Annotated in this window: 14 protein-coding genes; 9 read left to right on the forward strand and 5 right to left on the reverse strand. The window is 67.3% G+C overall.

The window, feature by feature from the left end:
* Positions 1-93: 93 nt before the first annotated feature.
* A complete protein-coding gene (locus V5F84_RS16790; protein WP_394041261.1) occupies positions 94-399 on the forward strand; it encodes a hypothetical protein in 306 nt (101 codons plus the stop codon).
* A gap of 200 nt (positions 400-599) precedes the next feature.
* Here the strand turns inward: V5F84_RS16790 and V5F84_RS16795 are convergent, their stop codons facing one another.
* Positions 600-980: a DUF6481 family protein gene (locus tag V5F84_RS16795; RefSeq protein WP_394041262.1), complete on the reverse strand. Its 381-nt coding sequence runs from the start codon at positions 978-980 to the stop codon at positions 600-602.
* A gap of 196 nt (positions 981-1176) precedes the next feature.
* Between V5F84_RS16795 and V5F84_RS16800 the strand changes: the two genes are divergently transcribed.
* Genes V5F84_RS16800 through V5F84_RS16815 form a run of 4 tightly spaced genes read left to right on the forward strand, consistent with a single transcriptional unit; the run spans position 1177 to position 7245 of the window.
* Complete coding sequence (locus V5F84_RS16800) at positions 1177-4797, forward strand: response regulator (RefSeq protein ID WP_394041263.1); 3621 nt, start codon at positions 1177-1179, stop codon at positions 4795-4797.
* Positions 4794-5642: a CheR family methyltransferase gene (locus tag V5F84_RS16805; RefSeq protein ID WP_394041264.1), complete on the forward strand. Its 849-nt coding sequence runs from the start codon at positions 4794-4796 to the stop codon at positions 5640-5642. Before V5F84_RS16800 ends, V5F84_RS16805 begins: the two co-directional genes overlap by 4 nt.
* A complete protein-coding gene (locus V5F84_RS16810) occupies positions 5642-6202 on the forward strand; it encodes a chemotaxis protein CheB (RefSeq protein ID WP_394041265.1) in 561 nt (186 codons plus the stop codon). Before V5F84_RS16805 ends, V5F84_RS16810 begins: the two co-directional genes overlap by 1 nt.
* Positions 6199-7245, forward strand: a complete 1047-nt coding sequence (locus V5F84_RS16815) for a two-component system response regulator (RefSeq protein ID WP_394041266.1) — start codon at positions 6199-6201, stop codon at positions 7243-7245. Before V5F84_RS16810 ends, V5F84_RS16815 begins: the two co-directional genes overlap by 4 nt.
* Before the next feature lie 13 nt (positions 7246-7258).
* Here the strand turns inward: V5F84_RS16815 and V5F84_RS16820 are convergent, their stop codons facing one another.
* From V5F84_RS16820 to V5F84_RS16830, 3 genes are all read right to left on the reverse strand, one after another.
* A complete protein-coding gene (locus V5F84_RS16820; protein ID WP_394041267.1) occupies positions 7259-7504 on the reverse strand; it encodes a hypothetical protein in 246 nt (81 codons plus the stop codon).
* Between the two features lie 21 nt (positions 7505-7525).
* Entirely contained in the window at positions 7526-8242 is a 717-nt protein-coding gene (locus V5F84_RS16825; protein WP_394041268.1) for an adenosylcobinamide amidohydrolase, read from the reverse strand.
* Positions 8243-8680: 438 nt separating this feature from the next.
* Positions 8681-9775 carry a DUF4434 domain-containing protein gene (locus tag V5F84_RS16830; protein WP_509277119.1) on the reverse strand — a complete coding sequence of 365 codons (1095 nt, stop codon included), beginning with the start codon at positions 9773-9775 and terminating at the stop codon, positions 8681-8683.
* Positions 9776-9819: 44 nt separating this feature from the next.
* Here V5F84_RS16830 and wecB point away from each other — a divergent pair, with 44 nt between their 5' ends.
* From wecB to V5F84_RS16845, 3 genes are all read left to right on the forward strand, one after another.
* The gene (wecB, locus tag V5F84_RS16835) at positions 9820-10953 is read left to right on the forward strand and encodes a non-hydrolyzing UDP-N-acetylglucosamine 2-epimerase (protein WP_394041270.1); all 1134 of its coding nucleotides are present in this window, start codon (positions 9820-9822) and stop codon (positions 10951-10953) included.
* A gap of 157 nt (positions 10954-11110) precedes the next feature.
* A complete protein-coding gene (locus V5F84_RS16840; RefSeq protein ID WP_394041271.1) occupies positions 11111-13384 on the forward strand; it encodes a hypothetical protein in 2274 nt (757 codons plus the stop codon).
* Between the two features lie 418 nt (positions 13385-13802).
* On the forward strand, positions 13803-16124 hold the full coding sequence (locus tag V5F84_RS16845; RefSeq protein ID WP_394041272.1) for a Tex family protein: 2322 nt from the start codon (positions 13803-13805) through the stop codon (positions 16122-16124).
* Between the two features lie 617 nt (positions 16125-16741).
* Here the strand turns inward: V5F84_RS16845 and V5F84_RS16850 are convergent.
* The gene (locus V5F84_RS16850) at positions 16742-17683 is read right to left on the reverse strand and encodes a LysR substrate-binding domain-containing protein (protein ID WP_394041273.1); all 942 of its coding nucleotides are present in this window, start codon (positions 17681-17683) and stop codon (positions 16742-16744) included.
* Between the two features lie 116 nt (positions 17684-17799).
* Here V5F84_RS16850 and V5F84_RS16855 point away from each other — a divergent pair, with 116 nt between their 5' ends.
* The gene (locus tag V5F84_RS16855) at positions 17800-18816 is read left to right on the forward strand and encodes an aldo/keto reductase (protein ID WP_394041274.1); all 1017 of its coding nucleotides are present in this window, start codon (positions 17800-17802) and stop codon (positions 18814-18816) included.
* Positions 18817-19013: the final 197 nt, after the last annotated feature.

Genomic DNA, 19013 nt, shown 5'->3' on the forward strand with positions numbered 1-19013 from the left:
GAGCGTAACCGCGCGGCGCGGGAGTCTCGGTCGTCGGGTCCGTCGTCCGGAGCCTTGGACGCCGGGCGGCCGTAGCGAGCAATGGAGGCGAACATGGGCGAGCCAGGCCAGGGACCGCGAACCGACAAGATGCTGGATGAGGCGCTCGAAGACACCTTCCCGGCCAGCGATCCGCCTGCCACGGGCCCGCGCGGCATCACGGGCGCCGAACCCGCTCCCACACCGACGGGGACCGTGCCGACGGAGACCGCGGCGGAATGCGAGGCGGAATCGGAGGCCCTCGACGAGGCGCTGGACGAGAGCTTTCCCGCCAGCGACCCTCCGGCGCAGAACGTGAAGCGCGGCGCCGACGATGCGGCGCCGGAAGAGCTGTGCCCTCCGACGCCCTCCAAGCGCTGAACCTTCGGCACAGCGCCCGCGCTCCCATCCCCTCGGGCCGGGAGGCTGAGCCAGCCCGGCCACCCCTGACATGCTTCCCAAGAGAGCATGCCAGGGTCCGTATCAGGGGCGTGCGAAGGCATGGACGCCATTCGGCACCGCCCGGCCTTCTTCCCAGCCCTGCTTTCGCGCTCGGCTTTGCCGGGTCCGCAGTTCCCGGTTCAGCGCTTCTTGGCCTTGCGTGCCGCATAGCGGGCGTCGCGCGCGGCCTTCTGTTCGGCCCGCAGACGTTCTTCCTCAGCTTCCGCTTCGGCCTTCTGCCGCTCGGCTTCGGCCGCGGCGTCCGCCTCGGCGCGAATGCGCTCGGCCTCGCGCTGCTCCTTGTCCCGCGCCTCCTGCTCCGCGCGGGCCGCCTGCTCACGCTCGCGCTCCGCCGCGCGAGCCGCACGGGCCGCCGCCTGCTCCGCGCGGGCGGCGCGCCGCGCCACCGCTTCGGGGTCGTCTTCCTTCGCACGGGCACTGAACTTCTCAAGCATCGCCGCACGCGCCTTCGCCTGCGCCTCCAACCGATCGTTCAACCCGGCCTTCTTCACACCCTTCATGTCCCATCCATCGTCTTGCGGTCCAACGCCTCCCTCATATAGGCAAATCGCCATCCGCGCAGCACGACCGCGAGCCGGCACGCCATTTTATCCGCTGCCGCTCTCGGCCTGTCCCATGCGCCCCGACGCATGAATATGAAAATTCATCAATTGCCCCTATGTGTTTTACGATTGGGACGGCGTGCGGGGGGAGCCCATGGCGGGGGCAGAGTCGAAAAGCGGATGGCTGCAAAACCTGTCCGTCCAAAGTAAAATCGTCGGCATCATCGTCCTGCTGCTGGCGTGTTTCCTGATTTCGCTGGCCGCGACCCGCATGACGGTGTGGCGCATGGACGAGCAGCGGGCCGGCGCGGAAGAGCTGGGCGAATTCATCAAAGCGGCCAATGCCAGCGCCCGCGCCATCAACCGCCGACAGATCGCCTTGCTGCGCGCGGCCTTCTCGCCGACCGAAACGAACCTGCGAAACTACCAGGCCACCGACGAGGCCTTCACCGACCAGCTGGCGCAGGTGAGGAAGCTGGCGGGCAAGGACCCGATCCTCCTCGGCCAGTTCGAGCGCGTCCGCATCATCAATGGCTCGTGGAAGGAGCAGGTCGCCGGCCCCGTATTGGCCATTGTGTCCCGCTCACTGGGTTCCGGCGCCACCGGCGAGGAACTGAGCGGCGCACTCGGCACCTTCCTGTCCACCGAAGTCACCGAGGTGGGCAGCCGGGCGGTCGCGGCCGGGATCGACCAGATGCTGGCCACCTCCTCCGCACGGCTGGAAGCCGCCCAGGACGACCTCGAGAATGCCGAGCGGCTGCTCGCAATTATCAACCTGTCGGCGCTGCTTGCGGCATTATTCATGGCGGCGGGTGCGATCTACATGATGTCGCGCCTCGTGTCGGCACCGTTGCGGCATGTTGCGCTGCTCATGGAGCGCCTGGCGGCCCATGACCATTCGATCATCGTCACGCATCTCGACCGGCGCGACGAGGTGGGCACCATCAGCCGAGCGCTTCAAGTGTTCAAGGCGATGGCGATCGAGACCTACGACAATAATTGGGTGAAAACCGAACTCGCCGCCCTTTCGCGCAAGCTTCAGGAAGCCAACGAGTCGCGGGAGTTCGCGCAGACCCTGGTCAGCGCAGTGTCGGGCCTTGTCGGCGCCGGCGTCGGGGTCTTCTACAGCTTCAGTCCGGATACCGGCCTGCTCGAACTGCGGGGCAGCTACGGCTACAAGGATCGCCGCCATGTGAGCCCGGAATATCGGCTGGGAGAGGGTCTCGTGGGCCAGTGTGCGCTGGAGCGCAGCACCATCGTTCTCAGCCCCGTCCCGGAGGATTATGTCCGCATCCATTCCGGAACCGGCGAGGCCTCGCCCCGCGCTGTGATCGTGCTTCCCATCGTCTCCAAGGACCAATTGCTGGGCGTGCTGGAACTTGCCAGCTTCGAACCATTGGCGGGCCGGCGCCTCGCGCTCGTGGAGCAGCTGATGCCTCTCGCGGCCGTCAGCTTCGACAATCTGATGCGCGCCCGCCGCACCCTCGCCCTGCTGAAGCAAACCCAGGAACAGACCGCCGAGCTGCGGGCCGCCGAGGAGGAATTGCGCAGCCAGCAGGAAGAGCTGCGCACCACCAACGAGCAATTGCACGACCAGTCCCAGCGCCTCGTCGCCTCCGAGGAGGAACTGCGGGTCCAGGCGCAGGAATTGCAGCAGGCCAACGATGTCCTGCGACACAATGCCGAGGCGCTGGAGCAACAGAAGGCGCACCTCGCCGAGCTCCAGGCGGACACACAGACCAAGGCCGACGATCTCGCGCGCGCCAACCAATACAAGTCGCAATTCCTCGCCAACATGTCGCACGAGCTGCGCACGCCGCTGAATTCCCTGCTGATCCTGGCCCACGACCTGTCGGAAAACCGCGCCGGCAATCTGGACGAGGACCAGATCGAGGCGGTGTCCATCATTCACGACAGCGGGGCCAACCTTCTGCGGCTGATCAATGAGATTCTCGACCTGTCCAAGGTCGAGGCCGGCAAGATGGAGCTGGTGCGCGAGCCGCTGCGGGTGGCCGATTTCGCGCGCCGCATGGAGCGCAATTTCCGCCACATGGCCGATGAGAAGGGGCTCGCCTTCACCATCGACGTGGCACCGGATGTGCCCGCCGTCATCGTCACCGACGACGGCAAGCTGGAACAGATCACCAACAACCTGCTGGGCAATGCCTTCAAATTCACCGCCAACGGCAGCGTGACGGTGGCATTCACCCCCTGTACGGAGCTGCCGGGCGGCGGCTTGGCGATCGAGGTGACCGATTCCGGCATCGGCATTCCGCCGCACAAGCTGGATGCCATCTTCGAGGCCTTCGAGCAGGTGGATGCGAGTACCCGCAGGCAATATGGCGGCACCGGGCTCGGCCTTGCCATCTCGCGTCGGCTCGCGGTGCTGCTCGGCGGAGATGTGACGGTGCGCAGCACCGAGGGTGTCGGCAGCACGTTCCGCCTCATCCTTCCCGTGGCCGCCGATGCGGAAGGACAGGCCGCCGCGGCTCGCGAGGCCAGTTCTCCCAGGCCGAGCCCCGCCGCCCCGGCCGAGCCGCCGATCGCGGGCGTGCCCGTGCGTCCGCCCTATGCGCCGCGCACGCAGCCGTTCCTCGCCGACGACCGCAACCTGATCGCATCCGGCGACAAGGTGGTGCTCATCATCGAGGATGATGCCGCCTTCTGCCGCTCGCTGATGGGCATCGTGCGGCGAAAGGGCTATCGGGTGGTCGCCGCCGGCGACGGCGAAACCGGGCTCGCCTTCGCGCGCACCTATAATCCGACCGGCATCCTGCTCGATGTCATGCTCCCCGGCATGGATGGCTGGCAGGTGATCGAGGAATTGAAGAAGGATCCCGGCACCCGCCATATCCCGGTGCATTTCGTCTCGGCGCTGGAAGAAGCGCCACGGGCGCGCGAGGCCGGCGCCGTCGGTTTCCTCACCAAGCCGGTCAACCAGGCGGACCTCCACGGCGCCCTGGAGCGGCTCATGCATTTCGCCGCCGACCGGCTGCGGCAGGTGCTGGTGGTGGACGATGATCCGGTGGCGCGCCTCGCGGTGCGCAAGCTGGTCGCGAGCGCGGCCATCGAGGTCCGCGAAGCCGAGTCCGGCGAGGAGGCATTGTCTTTCCTGGAAAAGCACGAGGTGGATTGCATCGTGCTGGACCTGGGCCTGCCGGGCATGTCCGGCTTCCAATTCGTCGAGGAACTGGCGGCGCGCGGCAGCATCGTGCCCGTGGTGATCTATTCGGCCCGCGACCTGACGGCGGAGGAGAGCCTGCGGCTGCGGGCCTATACCGACAGCATCGTCATCAAGGGCGCCCGCTCGCCCGAGCGGCTGCTGGACGAGGTGAGCCTGTTCCTGCACAGCGTCCACCACGCGCCGAGCGCCCTTCCCGCAGAGCCCGACGGCGATCTTGCCGGCCGCAAGCTGCTGCTGGTGGATGACGACATGCGCAACATCTTCGCGCTCTCCAAGGTGCTGCGCGGCAAGGGGCTCACCGTCATCCTCGCCTCGGACGGCACCAAGGCGTTGACGCAGCTCGCGGACCACCCCGATACGGAAATCGTCCTGATGGACATCATGATGCCGGTGATGGACGGCTATGAGGCCATGGGCGAAATCCGCAAGAACCCGGCGTTCGCCAAGCTGCCCATCATCGCCCTCACCGCCAAGGCGATGACCGGCGACCGGGAAAAGTGCATCGCCGCCGGCGCCAGCGATTACCTCTCGAAACCCATCGACGTGCCCAAGCTGCTGTCCATGATCCGCGTCTGGCTGGCACGGTCATGAACGCCGAGCGCGCCGATGAAGTCGAGGAGATCGAGGTCGATCTGTTCGTCGAGGCCTTGCGCCGGAGATACGGCTACGATTTCCGCGAATATAACAGGGCCTCGTTGACCCGGCGGATCCGCAATCTGGTGACGACCTTTGGCTCCGGCACCATCGGGCAGCTGACGGACATATTGCTGCATGATGCCGCGCGCCTGCCGGAGGCGATCTCCGGCCTGTCGGTGCCGGTGTCGGAATTTTTCCGCGATCCGGCCAGCTTTGCCTGCCTGCGGCGCGATGTTTTCCCTGCGCTGGTCTCCTATCCCCAGGTAAACATCTGGCAGGCGGGATGCGCGCGGGGGGAAGAAGTCTACAGCCTCGCCATCCTGCTGACCGAGGCCGGGCTCTACGATCGCACGCGGATCTATGCCACGGACATTTCGCCGGACGCCCTCAGCCGCGCCGCGGCCGGCATCTTTCCCGCCCGCGACCTGCGCGACGCCGCCGAGAGGTATAGAAGTGCTGGCGGAACGCATAGCCTGTCGGATTATTATCATTCGCGCTATGAGTTTTCAAAAATCGATACGCAACTTATGCGAAACATTACTTTTGCCGAGCACAATCTGGTCACGGACGGCGTGTTTTGCGAAGCACACCTGATTCTTTGCCGTAACGTACTGATCTATTTTACCAATCCGCTCCAGAACCGGGCGATCGCCATGTTCGCGGACAGCCTTGTGCGGACGGGGTTCCTGTGTCTCGGCGCGCGTGAAAACCTGGAATTCTCGCCGGCGCGGGAGCGCTTCCAAATTGTCAACGCTGCGACGCAGCTGTATCGCTTGAAGCCAAGTTATCGAGGGGAGTGATGGAGGCGATTGTGATCGGCGCTTCGGCGGGTGGTCCCGCCGCCCTCCAGACGATCATGGCGGGCCTGCGCGCAAATATTCATGTCGCCGTCATCCTGGTGGTTCATGTGAGTGCCGACTCGGAGGATCTGATGTCGCCCTTGCTGGACCGTGCTAGCAAATGGCCGGTAACAACTGCGCGGGAACGCACACGCATCGAGCCCGGGCACGCCTATGTTGCACCACCGGGGTACCATTTACTGATCGAACGGGACCGACGCTTCTCCCTGTCTGTGGATAATCGCATCTCCTTTTCCCGTCCCTCGATCGATGTCCTATTCGAAAGCGCGGCCGACGCCTACGGACCTGGCCTTGTTGGCGTGCTGCTCACCGGCGCCAATGCCGACGGGGCGGCCGGGATGAAACGCATCCGGGAAGCTGGCGGAACCGCCCTCGTCCAGGACCCCGCCGACGCCGTCGTTCCCATCATGCCGCAAGCCGCCCTGGACATGGCTGGCGCGGACCTGTGTGCCCCGCTGCCCGAACTCGTCGCGGCGCTCAACCGGATGTGCCGGACATGACCGAAATCGCCCGCCCGAAAATCCTCGTCGTCGATGACGTGACGGCCAATCTGGTGGCCATGCGCCACCTGCTCTATTCGGTGCGGGCGGATATTTTCGAGGCCCATTCCGGCAATGAGGCCCTGGCGCTGTGCCTGGAGCATACGTTCGCGCTGATCCTGCTCGACGTCCAGATGCCGGACATGGACGGTTTCGAGGTGGCCTCCCACCTCAGCAATGACCCGACCACCTGCGACATCCCGGTGGTGTTCGTCACCGCCACCTATCTCGACGATATCAACCGCCTGAAGGGCTACACCTTCGGCGCGGTCGACTACATCTCCAAGCCAATCAACGATGCCATCCTTCTGTCGAAGGTCACGGTGTTCCTCGACCTCCATGTCAGCAAGCTGAAGCTCAAGGCGGCGCTGAGCGAGCTGGCCGAGCGCAATCGCCAACTGGAAGAAGAGATCGACGAGCGCCGCCGCGTCGAAAAGCAGGTCCGCCACATGGCGACCCACGACGCGCTGACCGGGCTCGGCAATCGCATCCTGTTCCTCGACCGCCTGGACCGCGCCCTCGCCCAGGCGGCCATGCGGCACGCCCAGTTCGCTTTGCTCTATCTCGACATCGACGGGTTCAAGGGCGTCAACGACAGCTATGGCCACGGGGTGGGAGACCGCCTGCTATGCGCCATCGCCGACCGGCTGCGCCACGGGGTGCGCCGCGAGGATATCGCGGCCCGCCTGAGCGGGGATGAATTCGCCGTCATCATGGACGGCATCGCGGATGCGGAGGTCGCCCTCCAACAGGCCGATCGCCTGTGCGCCGCGCTCCAGGAGCCTTATATTCTGGCCGATCACGAGGCGACGGTGACGGTGGAAGTGAGCGCGAGCATCGGCATCGCGCTCTACCCGGACCACAGCAGGACCGGCATCGACCTGATGCGCTCGGCGGATCGGGCGATGTACCAGGTGAAGCAGGCCGGAAAGCGCGGCGTCGCCATGGCACGCACGAACCTGCTCACATTGCCGCCGGGCGCCGACGCGCCGCTGCCCGAATAGGGCTTGTCCGGGCTCAGGCCTGCTCTTTTGTGCGCACGGTGCGGCGCGCCTTTTCGCGGATGGCGCTGCGCTGGGATGCCTCGGCGGCCTCGCGCGCTTCCCGCAACGCCTTCAACTTGGCCATCTTGGCGCGGGCAGCGTCGGCATCCTTCTCATATTCGGGCGCCGCGGCCTCCGGCTCCGCCGTGCGGCCCTGCAACTTTTCAAACGTCTTCTCGGCCTGCGCGCGGGACGAACTGCCCTTCATTGCTGCCGTCATTTCAAAACTCCCATGATCGCTTCAAGCGTCCGTGGTCACGCTGTTCTGGGCGAGCCATTGGTTCAGGGCGGCATCGGTGGCGCGGAGAATCGCCGCGCCCACTGCTTCGCCCACGGCAGTGTGCATACCCGCGAACCGTTCGGAAGAGCGTCCCGGCGGCGAACTGAGAACCACACAATCCGTTCCCGTCCCGGTCACGGCCTCGCGCATTCCCGCCCGGCGGTATCCTGCACCAATTATCGCGACCGTGCGAGCCTGTGTGACGAGGCTCGCCGCTTCCAGGAGCGCAGCGTCGTGCAGCGGCACCGAGACATCGCACAGAATATTGATCGTGCCCGGGCCGACCCAGGGGGTGGTGACACGCTGCCCGATGCGCTCGCCATTGTTGAGGCCGAGCGTGACGAGGCATTCGGCCCGCACCCCCTCGACGCTTGCACTGGCATGATGGTGGAAGGCGACGTTGCGCGCCGTCATCATGCCGACCGCGTCCTCATGCCCTGCTTCCGCGAGGCGATCGGCAAACCAGCGCGCGGGATCGAGGCCCGGCGTCAGCTCGGCGTTGCGCACTTCCAGCCAGACCACCTTTCGCGCATCCACGATCCCGGGCCGGTTGAGCGACCAGCTCACCATGCGCCGCGGCGCGGCGAACTGCGCGACCAGCCATGGCCGCGCGCAGGCAACCGAGAACGAGCGCACGTCGCCGGCGTCACCGGGAGCGCGGACGGCCGGCAGGCTCATGCGGCGCGCGCCTTCACGCGAAGCTCATCAGATAGGCCATGACACAGACGACCAGGATGATCGCGACGAGAATCCAGTGCCGGGCGGCGAAGTTATGCAGAATCATGCAGGAACTGTAAGCACAAGCCGGCCGCTGCGGAAGAGCGTGGGCGCTCCGTGCCCGATGCTTTCTTCACGGGGCTGTTTTCGGCGCCGAATCTGCGATCTTTTCCCGAGTTGCCCTGCTTTAGCGCGGAGCCGAGCCCTAAAATCTCAGGTCCGCGGCAACATCGAGGGGTGCGCGATCCTGCACCGCAGGTGGGCGGGACGCATCTTGGAAGCCGGCTAATCCAAATGCTTTCGACTGGAAATAAAATGGATATGTTTTCCGGCTATCCTAAAGTATTAAATATTTATTAACTTGTCGAGCAGGCCGGTCGCGAAGCTGATCGCATCATATCAGCTGAGGACGGCGCGTTCGTAAGCGGCGCCGAGCGCCTGGGCCTTCGGGTCCGCACCGGCCATGTACGGATAGACCGCGAAGGCGAGAATCCGGGTGGGGGCGACCCGGGCGGCAGCCTCGAGCTGGGCCTGCACCCGCTCGAATTCCGCAGGCACCAGTTTGAGGTCCTCCGGCCGCTCGCCCGGCAGTTGGGTGAAAACCTCCAGCACCAGATCGAATGCGGCCTTGCGCTGCTTCAGCAGGGCGAACAAAGGCGCCAGCCGCTCGTAATTGACCATGCCATAAACACCCACGCCATCCTGCACCATCAGCCTTATGGCGCCCGCGTCCAGCACGTCGGACCAGACATCCGTGAGGGAACCCGCGCCCTCCAATTGACTGAAGAATGTGGAGATGGAGAGCGGCGCGCCCTTCGTGCCCAGGGTGTCGCGCAGGCGCAGAAGATAGCTTTTCAGCTGGATGCGGTCCTCCGCTTTGCGCCAGCTATACTGGTCGATCTCATAGGGAACATACCATCCCGCAAATGCAGGATGGGATGAATACGTCGTGCTTGAAATGAAACGAGCCCCCGCTTCCGCCATTTCGGACATGAAGGCCGCAAGGCCGATCTGCTCCTGCCCCATCAGGACTTTCCAATACCTATGATCGTATGGCAGGCCTATGGTCACGCTCAAGCCCGCGGCATAGGCGAGATCCATGAAGGCGAGAACGCCTTCATCCGACATTCGGTATTCATCGCCAAATCTTGTCCATTGCAGAACCACGTCACGGCATTGCAATGCACGCAGCGTCGCGATTTTTTCGGCCCATTGCGTCTGGGAGAGCTTGAGATCGTCTTTCCAGATTTGCAGAAAACTGCCATCAAGCCGCGTGGGCGCCGGCCTTGGAATCAGGGCGGACGACACGAGCGGGACCGCCACTCCGCCGAGCAGCACATATAACGCAGTGCGGCGCGTAAAGAATTGAGTAGTCTTTTTCATGCGAATTGCATTCTGCGTCCCGGAGCTGGAGAGGTAGCGACCATTTCCAGCAGAAATGTGAGTTCGAGCGTCGTTTCCTTGTAGCGGGACGCGATGCGTCTGACACGCCATTCCGATCCGGGTCGCGGGCCGAAGTCCAAACCGTAAGGCAGCAGATGCGGATACTGAGCGTTTTCGGGACCCGGCCGGAAGCCATCAAGATGGCGCCGCTGGTGTCGGCCATTGCGGCGGAGCTCTCGCTGACCTCGCTCGTGTGCGTCACCGGGCAGCATCGCGCCATGCTCGACCAGGTCCTCGGCCTGTTCCGCATCACACCCGATTACGATCTCGATGTCATGAGGCCCGACCAGACGCTGAACGCCCTGTGCGCGCGCGTGATCGCTGCCCTTGACCCGGTGCTGGAAGAAGCTCGGCCCGATCGCGTGCTGGTGCACGGCGATACCACCACGGCGCTCGCGGCCGCGCTCGCCGCGTTCAACCGGGGCATCAAGGTGGGGCATGTGGAGGCGGGTCTGCGCACCTATGACCTCGCCCGCCCCTGGCCCGAGGAAATGAACCGGCAGGTGGTGGATCGCCTGTGCGACCATCTGTTCGCGCCCACCGTCGCGGCCGCGGCCAATCTCGCGTCGGAGCATGTGCAGGGGCGCGTCACCGTGACCGGCAATACCGGCATCGACGCCCTGTTCCTGACCCTCGCGCGCATCGATGCCGATGCCCCCCTGCGGCAGGAGCTGGATGCCCGCTTCGCCGACCTCGGCACCGCCCGGCGGCTCGTCCTGGTGACCGGACATCGGCGCGAGAATTTCGGCGCCGGCTTCGTCGCCATCTGCGATGCCCTGGCCCGTCTTGCCCGGCGCGGCGACGTGGACATCGTCTATCCCGTCCATCTCAACCCGAATGTGCGCGGCCCGGTGATGGAGCGGCTCGGCGATTGCCCGAACATGCACCTCATCGCCCCCCTGGATTATGTGCCCTTCCTTTATCTCATGCGCCGCGCCGCCCTCGTGCTGACGGATTCCGGCGGCGTGCAGGAGGAGGCGCCCTCCCTCGGCAAGCCGGTGCTGGTGATGCGCGACGTCACCGAGCGGCCGGAAGCGGTGGCCGCGGGCACGGTGGAACTGGTCGGCACGGACCCGACCCGCATCGTTGCGGCGGTGGAGCGCCTGCTGGACGATCCGGCCCATTACGAACGGTTCGCCCAGCGCCTGAACCCCTATGGCGATGGCAAGGCGTCCGGCCGAATCGTGGATACGCTGTGCGCGCGCCGCACATCGACTTTCGCCGCCTGACCCGCCGGCACCCGCCTCCGCCCGCCCCATCACGCGATTTTATTGCCGGGACTGCCCCTGAATCGGGTCTGTGTTATCACTTTGGTGACCGACGGGCGGCAATTAGGTAACACACGCGGACGTGCGTGCGCGCTGGGTTGTGGGAAAGGACGCGGGGATGGCGGGACGGGGCGCGAAGGGATACCTCGCGACGAAGGGCCGGAGGCTCGCCCTCACCTTGGCCGTGACCTTGTGCGGTATCGCCGCCGCCGGCCTTCCGGCCCGGGCACAGGACAGCGCCCCGGCGGTGCTGGCGCCGGCCCCGTCCGACCCCGTCGCCTATGCCATGCAGCGGATCGCCGGTGACGGCTCCGTCACCGTTTCGCTCAGCCTCGCCGATCTCGGCATCCTCCAGCCCATCGGCCTGTCGGGGCTCGACGCGCGGCGGTCCGTGTTCTTCCCGGTTCCCGCCAACCTGCCGCTGAACAGCGCCCGGCTGAATTTTCAGGGCCGCTATCTGCGCGGCGATGGCGGGCGCACGACCTATCTCGTCTCCATCGACGGCACCCCCCAGGTGGCCCAGCAGGTGAAGGGCGAGAAAAGCGCGGTTCTGTTCGAAATTCCGGTGGCCACCAATGCCCGGCGCACCGGCTTTCTCGATCTCAACGTCGCCTGGGCCTCGGTGGTCGCCGAGCAATTGTGCGCGGACGAGCGGGCCATCGGCAATATCTTCGAGATCGGCCCCGACACCCGCCTGACCTATACCTACGACCGCAATGCGGTGAGCGACATCACCACCGCCTGGAGCGCCCTGCCGCCCCATCCGATCCTGCTGATGCCGCCGGCCCCGCTCTCGCGCAATGCGTTCGATGCCGCCTGGCGCATCGCCGCCGTGCTGGAGCGGGCGGGCCGGCGCGCGCGCATCGTCTCTTTGCCCCAGGTGGGCGACGAGGTGGACCTGACCGCCCTCGACGTGCCGCCGGGCTTTGCCGGCGTGCCGGCCTTCGCCGCCATCTCCGGCAAGGACAAGCATCGCATCGCCAATGAAGCGGAGGTCGGCGCGCTGCTGGTGGTGAGCGGACCCGGCGCCATCGCCGCCGACATCGCGATCGTGGACGAGAACCTCTCGGGCGCCGTCTCCAACGCCCTCGCCGCCTTGCGCGACCAGATCCGCACCGCCAGCCCGAGCGCTGGCGAAGCCTATGACAAATGGACCAATTCCGGCAGCGCCGTCTCCGAGCCGGGGGCGGACCAGAACGTGAGCCTCGCCCGGCTCGCCGGGCGCCCGGTGATCACCGTGGCGGCCAGCGCCGGCGCGCCGGCGGCGGGCATCCTCGCCGATCTGTGGCGGCGCATGCTGGTGGTGCCGCGCGTGCGGGCCATCACGGCGGCGAGCCCGGACCTCGTCAATGCCGCCGAAGTGCCCCTGTCGCGCCTCGGCGGAACCCCCGGATCGTTCGACGTGTTGGCGCGCGGCGACTGGAGCGCGGGCTTCGACCTTGCCACCGTCGTCACCGGCGGGCGCGTGCCGGCGGCGTTCGCGGTGGATGTCTCGGCCGCTCCCGGCGCCGGGGATACCGCCCCCATCGCCTCGGTCTTCCTCAATGATTACCTGCTCGGGGCGCGCAATCTGACCGCCAACGGACAGCCGGAAACCATCAAGGTGGCGGTGCCGGACTATGCGCTGACCGCCCGCAACGTGCTGCGCGTCTCGTTCCAGCGCCAGCCCATGAGCGACCGGTGCCGCGAGACGCCCCAGCCGTTCCCGGTCGCCGTGCTGCCCTCCAGCCGGGTCATGCTGGAGCCGGCGCCGAAGACCGAGGATTTCGTCGGCATCGTTCCCTATCTGGCGGAAAAGGCTGAGATCTTCGTGCCCCAGGCCTATTTGCAGGCGGGCGCGGCGCGGCTGCCGCAGATGGTCGCCATCGCCGCCGCCGCCGGCATTTCGCCGGAGCGCGCCAAGCTCACCGTGGTCGCCAACGACACCGAGGCGCGGCCGGAAGGCACGTTCCTCGCGCTCGACACCAATGTGGCCGGCGCCTCCAGCAAGGTGACCATCGCCGAGGATCGCCTGATCCTGCGCGAACGGCCGAGCGAGGTTCTGCTCAATGTCTCCGGCGTCACCGGCGCGGGCGTGGCCCAGGCGGTGGCGGCCAACGGCCAGCGCGGCATCATGTATCGCACCCTGGGCACCGACGCGCCGGATCTCGACCGGCCGTTCCAGTTCGGCCGCGGCGACCTGACGGTGCTGACCTCCGACGGCCCGATCGTCCAGCTGGATACCCGCGCGCCGATCACCCAGGAAGTCAGCGAGCGCACGGATACGCTCGGCCGCCTCCTGCGGATCGCCAGCAATTGGGGCACGGTGCTGGCGGTGGTATCGATCCTGATGTTCGTCTTCCTGATCATACGGGCGCGCTGGGTGCGCGCGCATCGCCCGCCGCGCCAATAGGCGGGCGACAGCCGAGGAGCCACGAGGGCGCGGCCAGCCAGGGTCCGCGCCCTTTTTCGTGACCCGAAATCCTTGCCCCGCGCCGGCCCCGCAGGCGCAAAAGCCGCAAAATGTTTCACGTGAAACAGGGGCTTAGCGCAGACGAACAGGGGTTTCGTGACGCCTCTCCGTGCCTTTTCGGCACATGACACCGGCGTTTCGGGCGATTATTCGCCCATGACTCCGGCGCTGTTCGCGGCCGATCGCGAAAGCCCCGCCCGCCAGCCTCCCCCACTTCACCCGCCCCCCGTTCTGCCCCCAGATCCGCCCTGCCCGCTTCGCAAGCCGCCCTTGCTCTGCGACCATAGGCCGGCCCGATTTGGCGTGCAGTTCAGAATCAGCCCACAAGGGCGCCCCGAAAAACGCCGCAGGAGACCCCATGGCCGCCACCTCCGACCAGATCGCCCAGATCATCGCCCGCGAGATCGCGGCGCGGCCCGCGCAGGTGAATGCGGCGGTGGGGCTGCTGGACGAGGGCGCGACGGTTCCCTTCATCGCCCGCTACCGCAAGGAAGCCACCGGCGGCCTCGACGATACCCAATTGCGCACGCTGGAAGAGCGCCTCTCCTATCTGCGCGAGCTGGAGCAGCGGCGCGAGAGCGTGCTGAAATCCATCTCCGCCCAGGGCAAGCTCACCGATGAGCTGTCGGCGAAGATCGCCGCCGCCGCCACCAAGGCGGAGCTGGAGGACCTCTACCTCCCCTACAAGACCAAGCGCCGCACCAAGGCGGAAATCGCCCGCGAGCGCGGCCTCGGCCCGCTCGCCGAAGCGATCCTCGCCGACCGCGCCAGCGTTCCCGCCGAGCTTGCGGCGCGCTTCCTGAGCGCCGACGTGCCCGACACCAAGGCGGCGCTGGACGGCGCGCGCGACATATTGGTGGAAACCTTCGCCGAGAATGCCGATCTCATTGGCCGCCTGCGCGCCCACATGCAGGCCCATGCGGTGCTGCGCGCCAAGGTGATCGACGGCAAGGAAGAAGAGGGCGCCAAGTTCCGCGATTATTTCGACCATTCCGAGCGCTGGGCCAATGTGCCGAGCCACCGGGCGCTCGCCATGCTGCGCGGGCGCAACGAAGAGGTGCTCTCGCTCGATCTCGACGTGGATGCGGACGATCCCGCCCCCATCAAGCCGGTGGAGCGCATGATCGCGCAAGCTTACGGCATTTCCGCCGCCGGCGGGCCGGGCGATGCCTTCCTGCGCGATGTGGCCCGCTGGGCCTGGCGGGTGAAGCTTTCGCTGCACCTCTCCATCGACCTCATGACCGCCATGACCGAGCGGGCGGAGGAAGAGGCCATCCGCGTGTTTGCCCGCAATCTGAAGGATTTGCTGCTCGCCGCCCCGGCCGGCGCGCGCGCCACCATGGGGCTCGATCCCGGCATCCGCACCGGCGTGAAGGTGGCGGTGGTGGACCAGACCGGAAAGCTGATCGCCACCTCCACCGTCTATCCGTTCCAGCCGCGCAACGACATTACTGGCGCCAGCGCGGAGCTGGCCCACCTCATCCGCAAGCACAATGTGGAGCTGATCGCCATCGGCAATGGCACAGCGAGCCGGGAGACCGAGAAGCTGGCCGCCGATGTCATCTCCGCCTTGCCGGCGCCCAAGCCCAAGACGGTGGTGGTGAGCGAGGCCGGCGCCTCGGTCTATTCCGCCTCCGCCACGGCCGCCGCCGAGATGCCGGACGTGGACGTCTCGCTGCGCGGCGCGGTCTCCATCGCCCGCCGCCTGCAGGACCCGCTGGCAGAACTGGTGAAAATCGAGCCGAAATCCATCGGGGTCGGCCAATACCAGCACGACGTGGACCAGGGCCGCCTCGCGAAAGCCCTGGACGCGGTGGTGGAAGATGCGGTGAACGCGGTCGGCGTCGATCTCAACACCGCCTCGCCCTCCCTGCTGGCGCGCATCTCCGGGCTCGGCACCTCGCTCGCCGAAGCCATCGTCGCGCATCGCAACGCGGTGGGCGCTTTCAAGAGCCGCAGGCAATTGCTCGACGTGGCGCGCCTCGGGCCGCGCACGTTCGAGCTTTCGGCCGGGTTCCTGCGCATCACCAACGGCACCGAGCCGCTGGATGCCTCCTCGGTCCATCCCGAGGCCTATGGGCTGGCGAAGAAGATCATCGCTTCCTGCGGGCGCGACGTGCGCGCGCTCATGGGGGACAGCGCGGCGCTGAAGGCGCTCGATCCGAAAGTATTCGTGGACGAGCGCTTCGGCCTGCCGACGGTGAAGGACATTCTCGCCGAGCTGGAGAAGCCGGCCCGCGACCCGCGCCCGGAATTCAAGACCGCCACCTTCGCGGACGGCGTGAACGACATGAAGGATCTCGTGCCCGGCATGCTGCTGGAAGGCGTGGTGACCAATGTGGCCGCCTTCGGCGCGTTCGTGGACATCGGCGTCCACCAGGACGGGCTGGTGCATGTCTCGGCGCTGGCCGACCGGTTCGTGAAGGACCCGCACGAGGTGGTCAAGGCCGGCGACGTGGTGAAGGTGCGGGTGGTGGAGGTGGATGTGAAGCGCAAGCGTATCGCCCTCACCATGCGCAAGGACGAAGGCGCCGCCCGCCCCTCTGGCCCGCGCCCGCCGCAATCCAGCGCCTCGCCGGCGGACGTGCGCCGCGCGACGCAGCAGCCCCAGAAGTCCGCCAAGCCCGCGGAAGGCGCCCTCGCCGCCGCCTTGGCCGAGGCGATGCGCCGGCAGAAATAAGCACGCACGCTTTTCTCCCCTCTCCCGCTTGCGCGGGGCCAGTCATCCCCTCTCCCGGTTGCGGGGGGCCTTCATCCCCTCTCCCGCTTGCGGGGGAGGGTTAGGGAGGGGGCCGGGGGAGGGTTAGGGAGGGGGGCGGCCAGAGGCCGGAGACCGCCGGAATTTGGAGAGATGGCATCTGCCCCCTCCCCAGCCCTCCCCCGCAAGCGGGAGAGGGAGCATAAAACCTCAGGACGCGGTGGCCAGGGCGGGCGCGGGATGCGGATCGCACGGCGCGGAGCCGTCGCCCGCCGCGCCGGCGCCCCCTCACCCGTCCGCTGTGCGGCCGACCTCTCCCCGTGGGGGAGAGGTGAATCCAAGCGAACCCGCCTCTCCAACGCCCATGCGCCCCCTCTCCCCCACGGGGAGACGGTTGGGGTGAGGGGCTAAGCGCCCGCCGCGTCGGCCGAGGCGATGCGCCGACAGAAATAAGCACGCACGCTTTTCTCCCCTCTCCCGCTTGCGGGGGAGGGTTAGGGAGGTGGGGCGGCCAGAGGCCGGAGACCGCCGGAATTTGGAGAGATGGCATCTGCCCCTCCCCAGCCCTCCCCCGCAAGCGGGAGAGGGAGCATAAAACCTCAGGGCACGGTGGCCAGGGCGGGCGCGGGATGCGGATCGCACGGCGCGGAGCCGTCGCCCGAGGCGCCGAGCAGATCGAGGAAGGCCCGCGCCGCCGGGTTTGCATGCGCGTGGCCGGGCGTCTCCACATGGGCCACCACCAGTTCCCAGCAGATTTCCGGCCCCGCCAGATGGGCGATGCCGACGGCGGGGTGATGGCCGCGCGCGATCGCCTCCGGCACCAGCGCCACGCCGAGGCCCTGCGCCACCAGATCCAGCAGCGTGCCGAGCTCGTTCACCTCGAAGGCGATGCGGCGCTGGATATTGGCCTGGGCGAAGATCTGGTCCACCTGCCGGCGCGTGCCCCAGCCGCGCTCGAAATCCACGAACGGCACCCGCGCCAGCTCCGCCGGCTGCACATCCGCCCGGCCGGCGAGCGCGTGTCCGGGCCCGCAGGCCAGCACCATTTCCTCGCACGCGATCATGCGCGTCACCACATCGCCCGCATCTTCGCCGAGCGGAAAGAAGGCGAGGTCGAGCCGGCCTTCGCGCAGGCAGTCGAGCATGTGGTCGGCGCCGCCCTGGGTCAGGCGGATCTCGATCTTCGGATGCTGGGCATGGAAGCGCGCGAGCAGCGCCGGCAGATCCAGGAACGGCGGCAGGCTCTGCATGGTGCCGACCGAAAGCTTGCCGCTTTCCAGATTCTGCACTTCCACCACCGCCGCGCGCGCCGCGCCCACCGCCTCCAGGATCAGCCGCGCCTTGTCCAGCAGCACGCTTCCGGCGGCGGTGAGGCGCACCTGGCGCGTGCTCCTCACGAAGAGTTGCGCGTCCAATTCCGCCTCCAGGGCGCGAATGGAGGCCGAGAGCGCGGATTGCACGATGTTCACCCGGCCCGCGGCGCGGGTAAAATGGCCCTCCTCCGCCACGGCGATGAAGTGCTGAAGCTGGCGCAATTCCATGGCGGTCTCCGATTAAGCGACCAGGCAGATATATCGCATCTCAAAAATCCATTGGAATGATTGAAGGACGCGACCCATCTACGCCTCACACCGCCCGCCTGCCAATGGAGCGCATCATGCCAAAAACAAGCCTGCCCACCCGTCCCTTCGGCCGCACCGGCATGGACATCACCCGCGTCGGCTTCGGCGCCTGGGCCATCGGCGGCCCGGACTGGGCGGTGGGCTGGGGCAGCCAGGACGACAGCGAATCGGTCGCGGCCATCCGCCATGCGGTGGAGCGCGGCATCAACTGGATCGACACCGCCGCGGTCTACGGCCTCGGCCATTCCGAGGAGATCGTTCGCGCGGCGCTGAAGGACATTCCGGCCGCCGACCGGCCCTATGTCTTCACCAAATGCGGCCTGATCTGGGACGAGGCCGACCGCGCCGCCTTGCCCAAGCGCATCGGCGCGCCCGAGAGCATCAAGCGCGAGGTGGAAGCCTCCCTGAAGCGGCTCGGCGTGGAGCGCATTGACCTCTATCAGATGCACTGGCCGGCGCAGGACGGCACGGAGATCGAAATCTACTGGCAGGCGCTGCTGGACCTGAAGGCCCAGGGCAAGGTCGGCGCGGTCGGGCTCTCGAACCACAATGCCGCGCAATTGGCGCGGGCGGAAAAGCTCGGCCATGTGGATACGCTCCAGCCGCCCTTCTCCGCCATCCGCCGCGACGTGGCGAGCGCCGAACTGCCCTGGTGCGCGGCCCATGACACGGGCGTCATCGTCTACAGCCCCATGCAGTCGGGCCTGCTGAGCGGCCGCTTCACGGCGGAACGCGCCGCCGCCTTGCCGAAGGACGACTGGCGCTCGCGCAATGCCGAATATACCGGCGAAAACCTCGCCCGGAACCTCAAGCTCGCCGATGCGCTGAAGCCCATCGCCGACGTGCACAAGACCAGCGTCGCCGCCGTGGCGGTGGCCTGGACGCTGGCGTGGCCCGGCGTCACCGGCGCCATCGTCGGCGCGCGCAGCCCGGCCCAGGTGGACGGCTGGCTCGACGCGGCGCGCCTCGAACTCACCGCCGCCGATCTCGAAGCCATCGCCACCGCCATCGAGGCGACCGGCGCCGGCACCGGCCCGGTGCGGCCGGCCTGAACGCGCCACATCGCCCGGCCGTGCCTCCCACGGCCGGCGCCGAGGGCATCTGCGCGCGGAGGGTGGCGCACGAACGCCGCCGACCCCTCTGAACGGTCTTGGCCGGGCATGTCCCGGCCATCCCGCCCTGCGGCTGGGCGCGAATGTCTTCCCTTGTCGCCGAGGGTTCGGCGTGGAGGCCCGGCACGCGGCCGGGC

It is taken from the genome of Roseixanthobacter liquoris, assembly GCF_043195135.2.
Classification (GTDB): Bacteria; Pseudomonadota; Alphaproteobacteria; order Rhizobiales; family Xanthobacteraceae; genus NCEH01.

Bases quoted from the DNA above. Each gene is read 5' to 3' on its own strand.
- V5F84_RS16850 (WP_394041273.1), bottom strand. From the start codon at position 17,683: ATGGAATTGCGCCAGCTTCAGCACTTCATCGCCGTGGCGGAGGAGGGC.
- wecB (WP_394041270.1), top strand. From the start codon at position 9,820: ATGCGGATACTGAGCGTTTTCGGGACCCGGCCGGAAGCCATCAAGATG.
- V5F84_RS16825 (WP_394041268.1), bottom strand. From the start codon at position 8,242: ATGAGCCTGCCGGCCGTCCGCGCTCCCGGTGACGCCGGCGACGTGCGC.
- V5F84_RS16800 (WP_394041263.1), top strand. From the start codon at position 1,177: ATGGCGGGGGCAGAGTCGAAAAGCGGATGGCTGCAAAACCTGTCCGTC.
- V5F84_RS16805 (WP_394041264.1), top strand. From the start codon at position 4,794: ATGAACGCCGAGCGCGCCGATGAAGTCGAGGAGATCGAGGTCGATCTG.
- V5F84_RS16795 (WP_394041262.1), bottom strand. From the start codon at position 980: ATGAAGGGTGTGAAGAAGGCCGGGTTGAACGATCGGTTGGAGGCGCAG.
- V5F84_RS16790 (WP_394041261.1), top strand. From the start codon at position 94: ATGGGCGAGCCAGGCCAGGGACCGCGAACCGACAAGATGCTGGATGAG.
- V5F84_RS16845 (WP_394041272.1), top strand. From the start codon at position 13,803: ATGGCCGCCACCTCCGACCAGATCGCCCAGATCATCGCCCGCGAGATC.
- V5F84_RS16810 (WP_394041265.1), top strand. From the start codon at position 5,642: ATGGAGGCGATTGTGATCGGCGCTTCGGCGGGTGGTCCCGCCGCCCTC.
- V5F84_RS16855 (WP_394041274.1), top strand. From the start codon at position 17,800: ATGCCAAAAACAAGCCTGCCCACCCGTCCCTTCGGCCGCACCGGCATG.
- V5F84_RS16820 (WP_394041267.1), bottom strand. From the start codon at position 7,504: ATGACGGCAGCAATGAAGGGCAGTTCGTCCCGCGCGCAGGCCGAGAAG.
- V5F84_RS16830 (WP_509277119.1), bottom strand. From the start codon at position 9,775: ATGGCGTGTCAGACGCATCGCGTCCCGCTACAAGGAAACGACGCTCGA.
- V5F84_RS16815 (WP_394041266.1), top strand. From the start codon at position 6,199: ATGACCGAAATCGCCCGCCCGAAAATCCTCGTCGTCGATGACGTGACG.
- V5F84_RS16840 (WP_394041271.1), top strand. From the start codon at position 11,111: ATGGCGGGACGGGGCGCGAAGGGATACCTCGCGACGAAGGGCCGGAGG.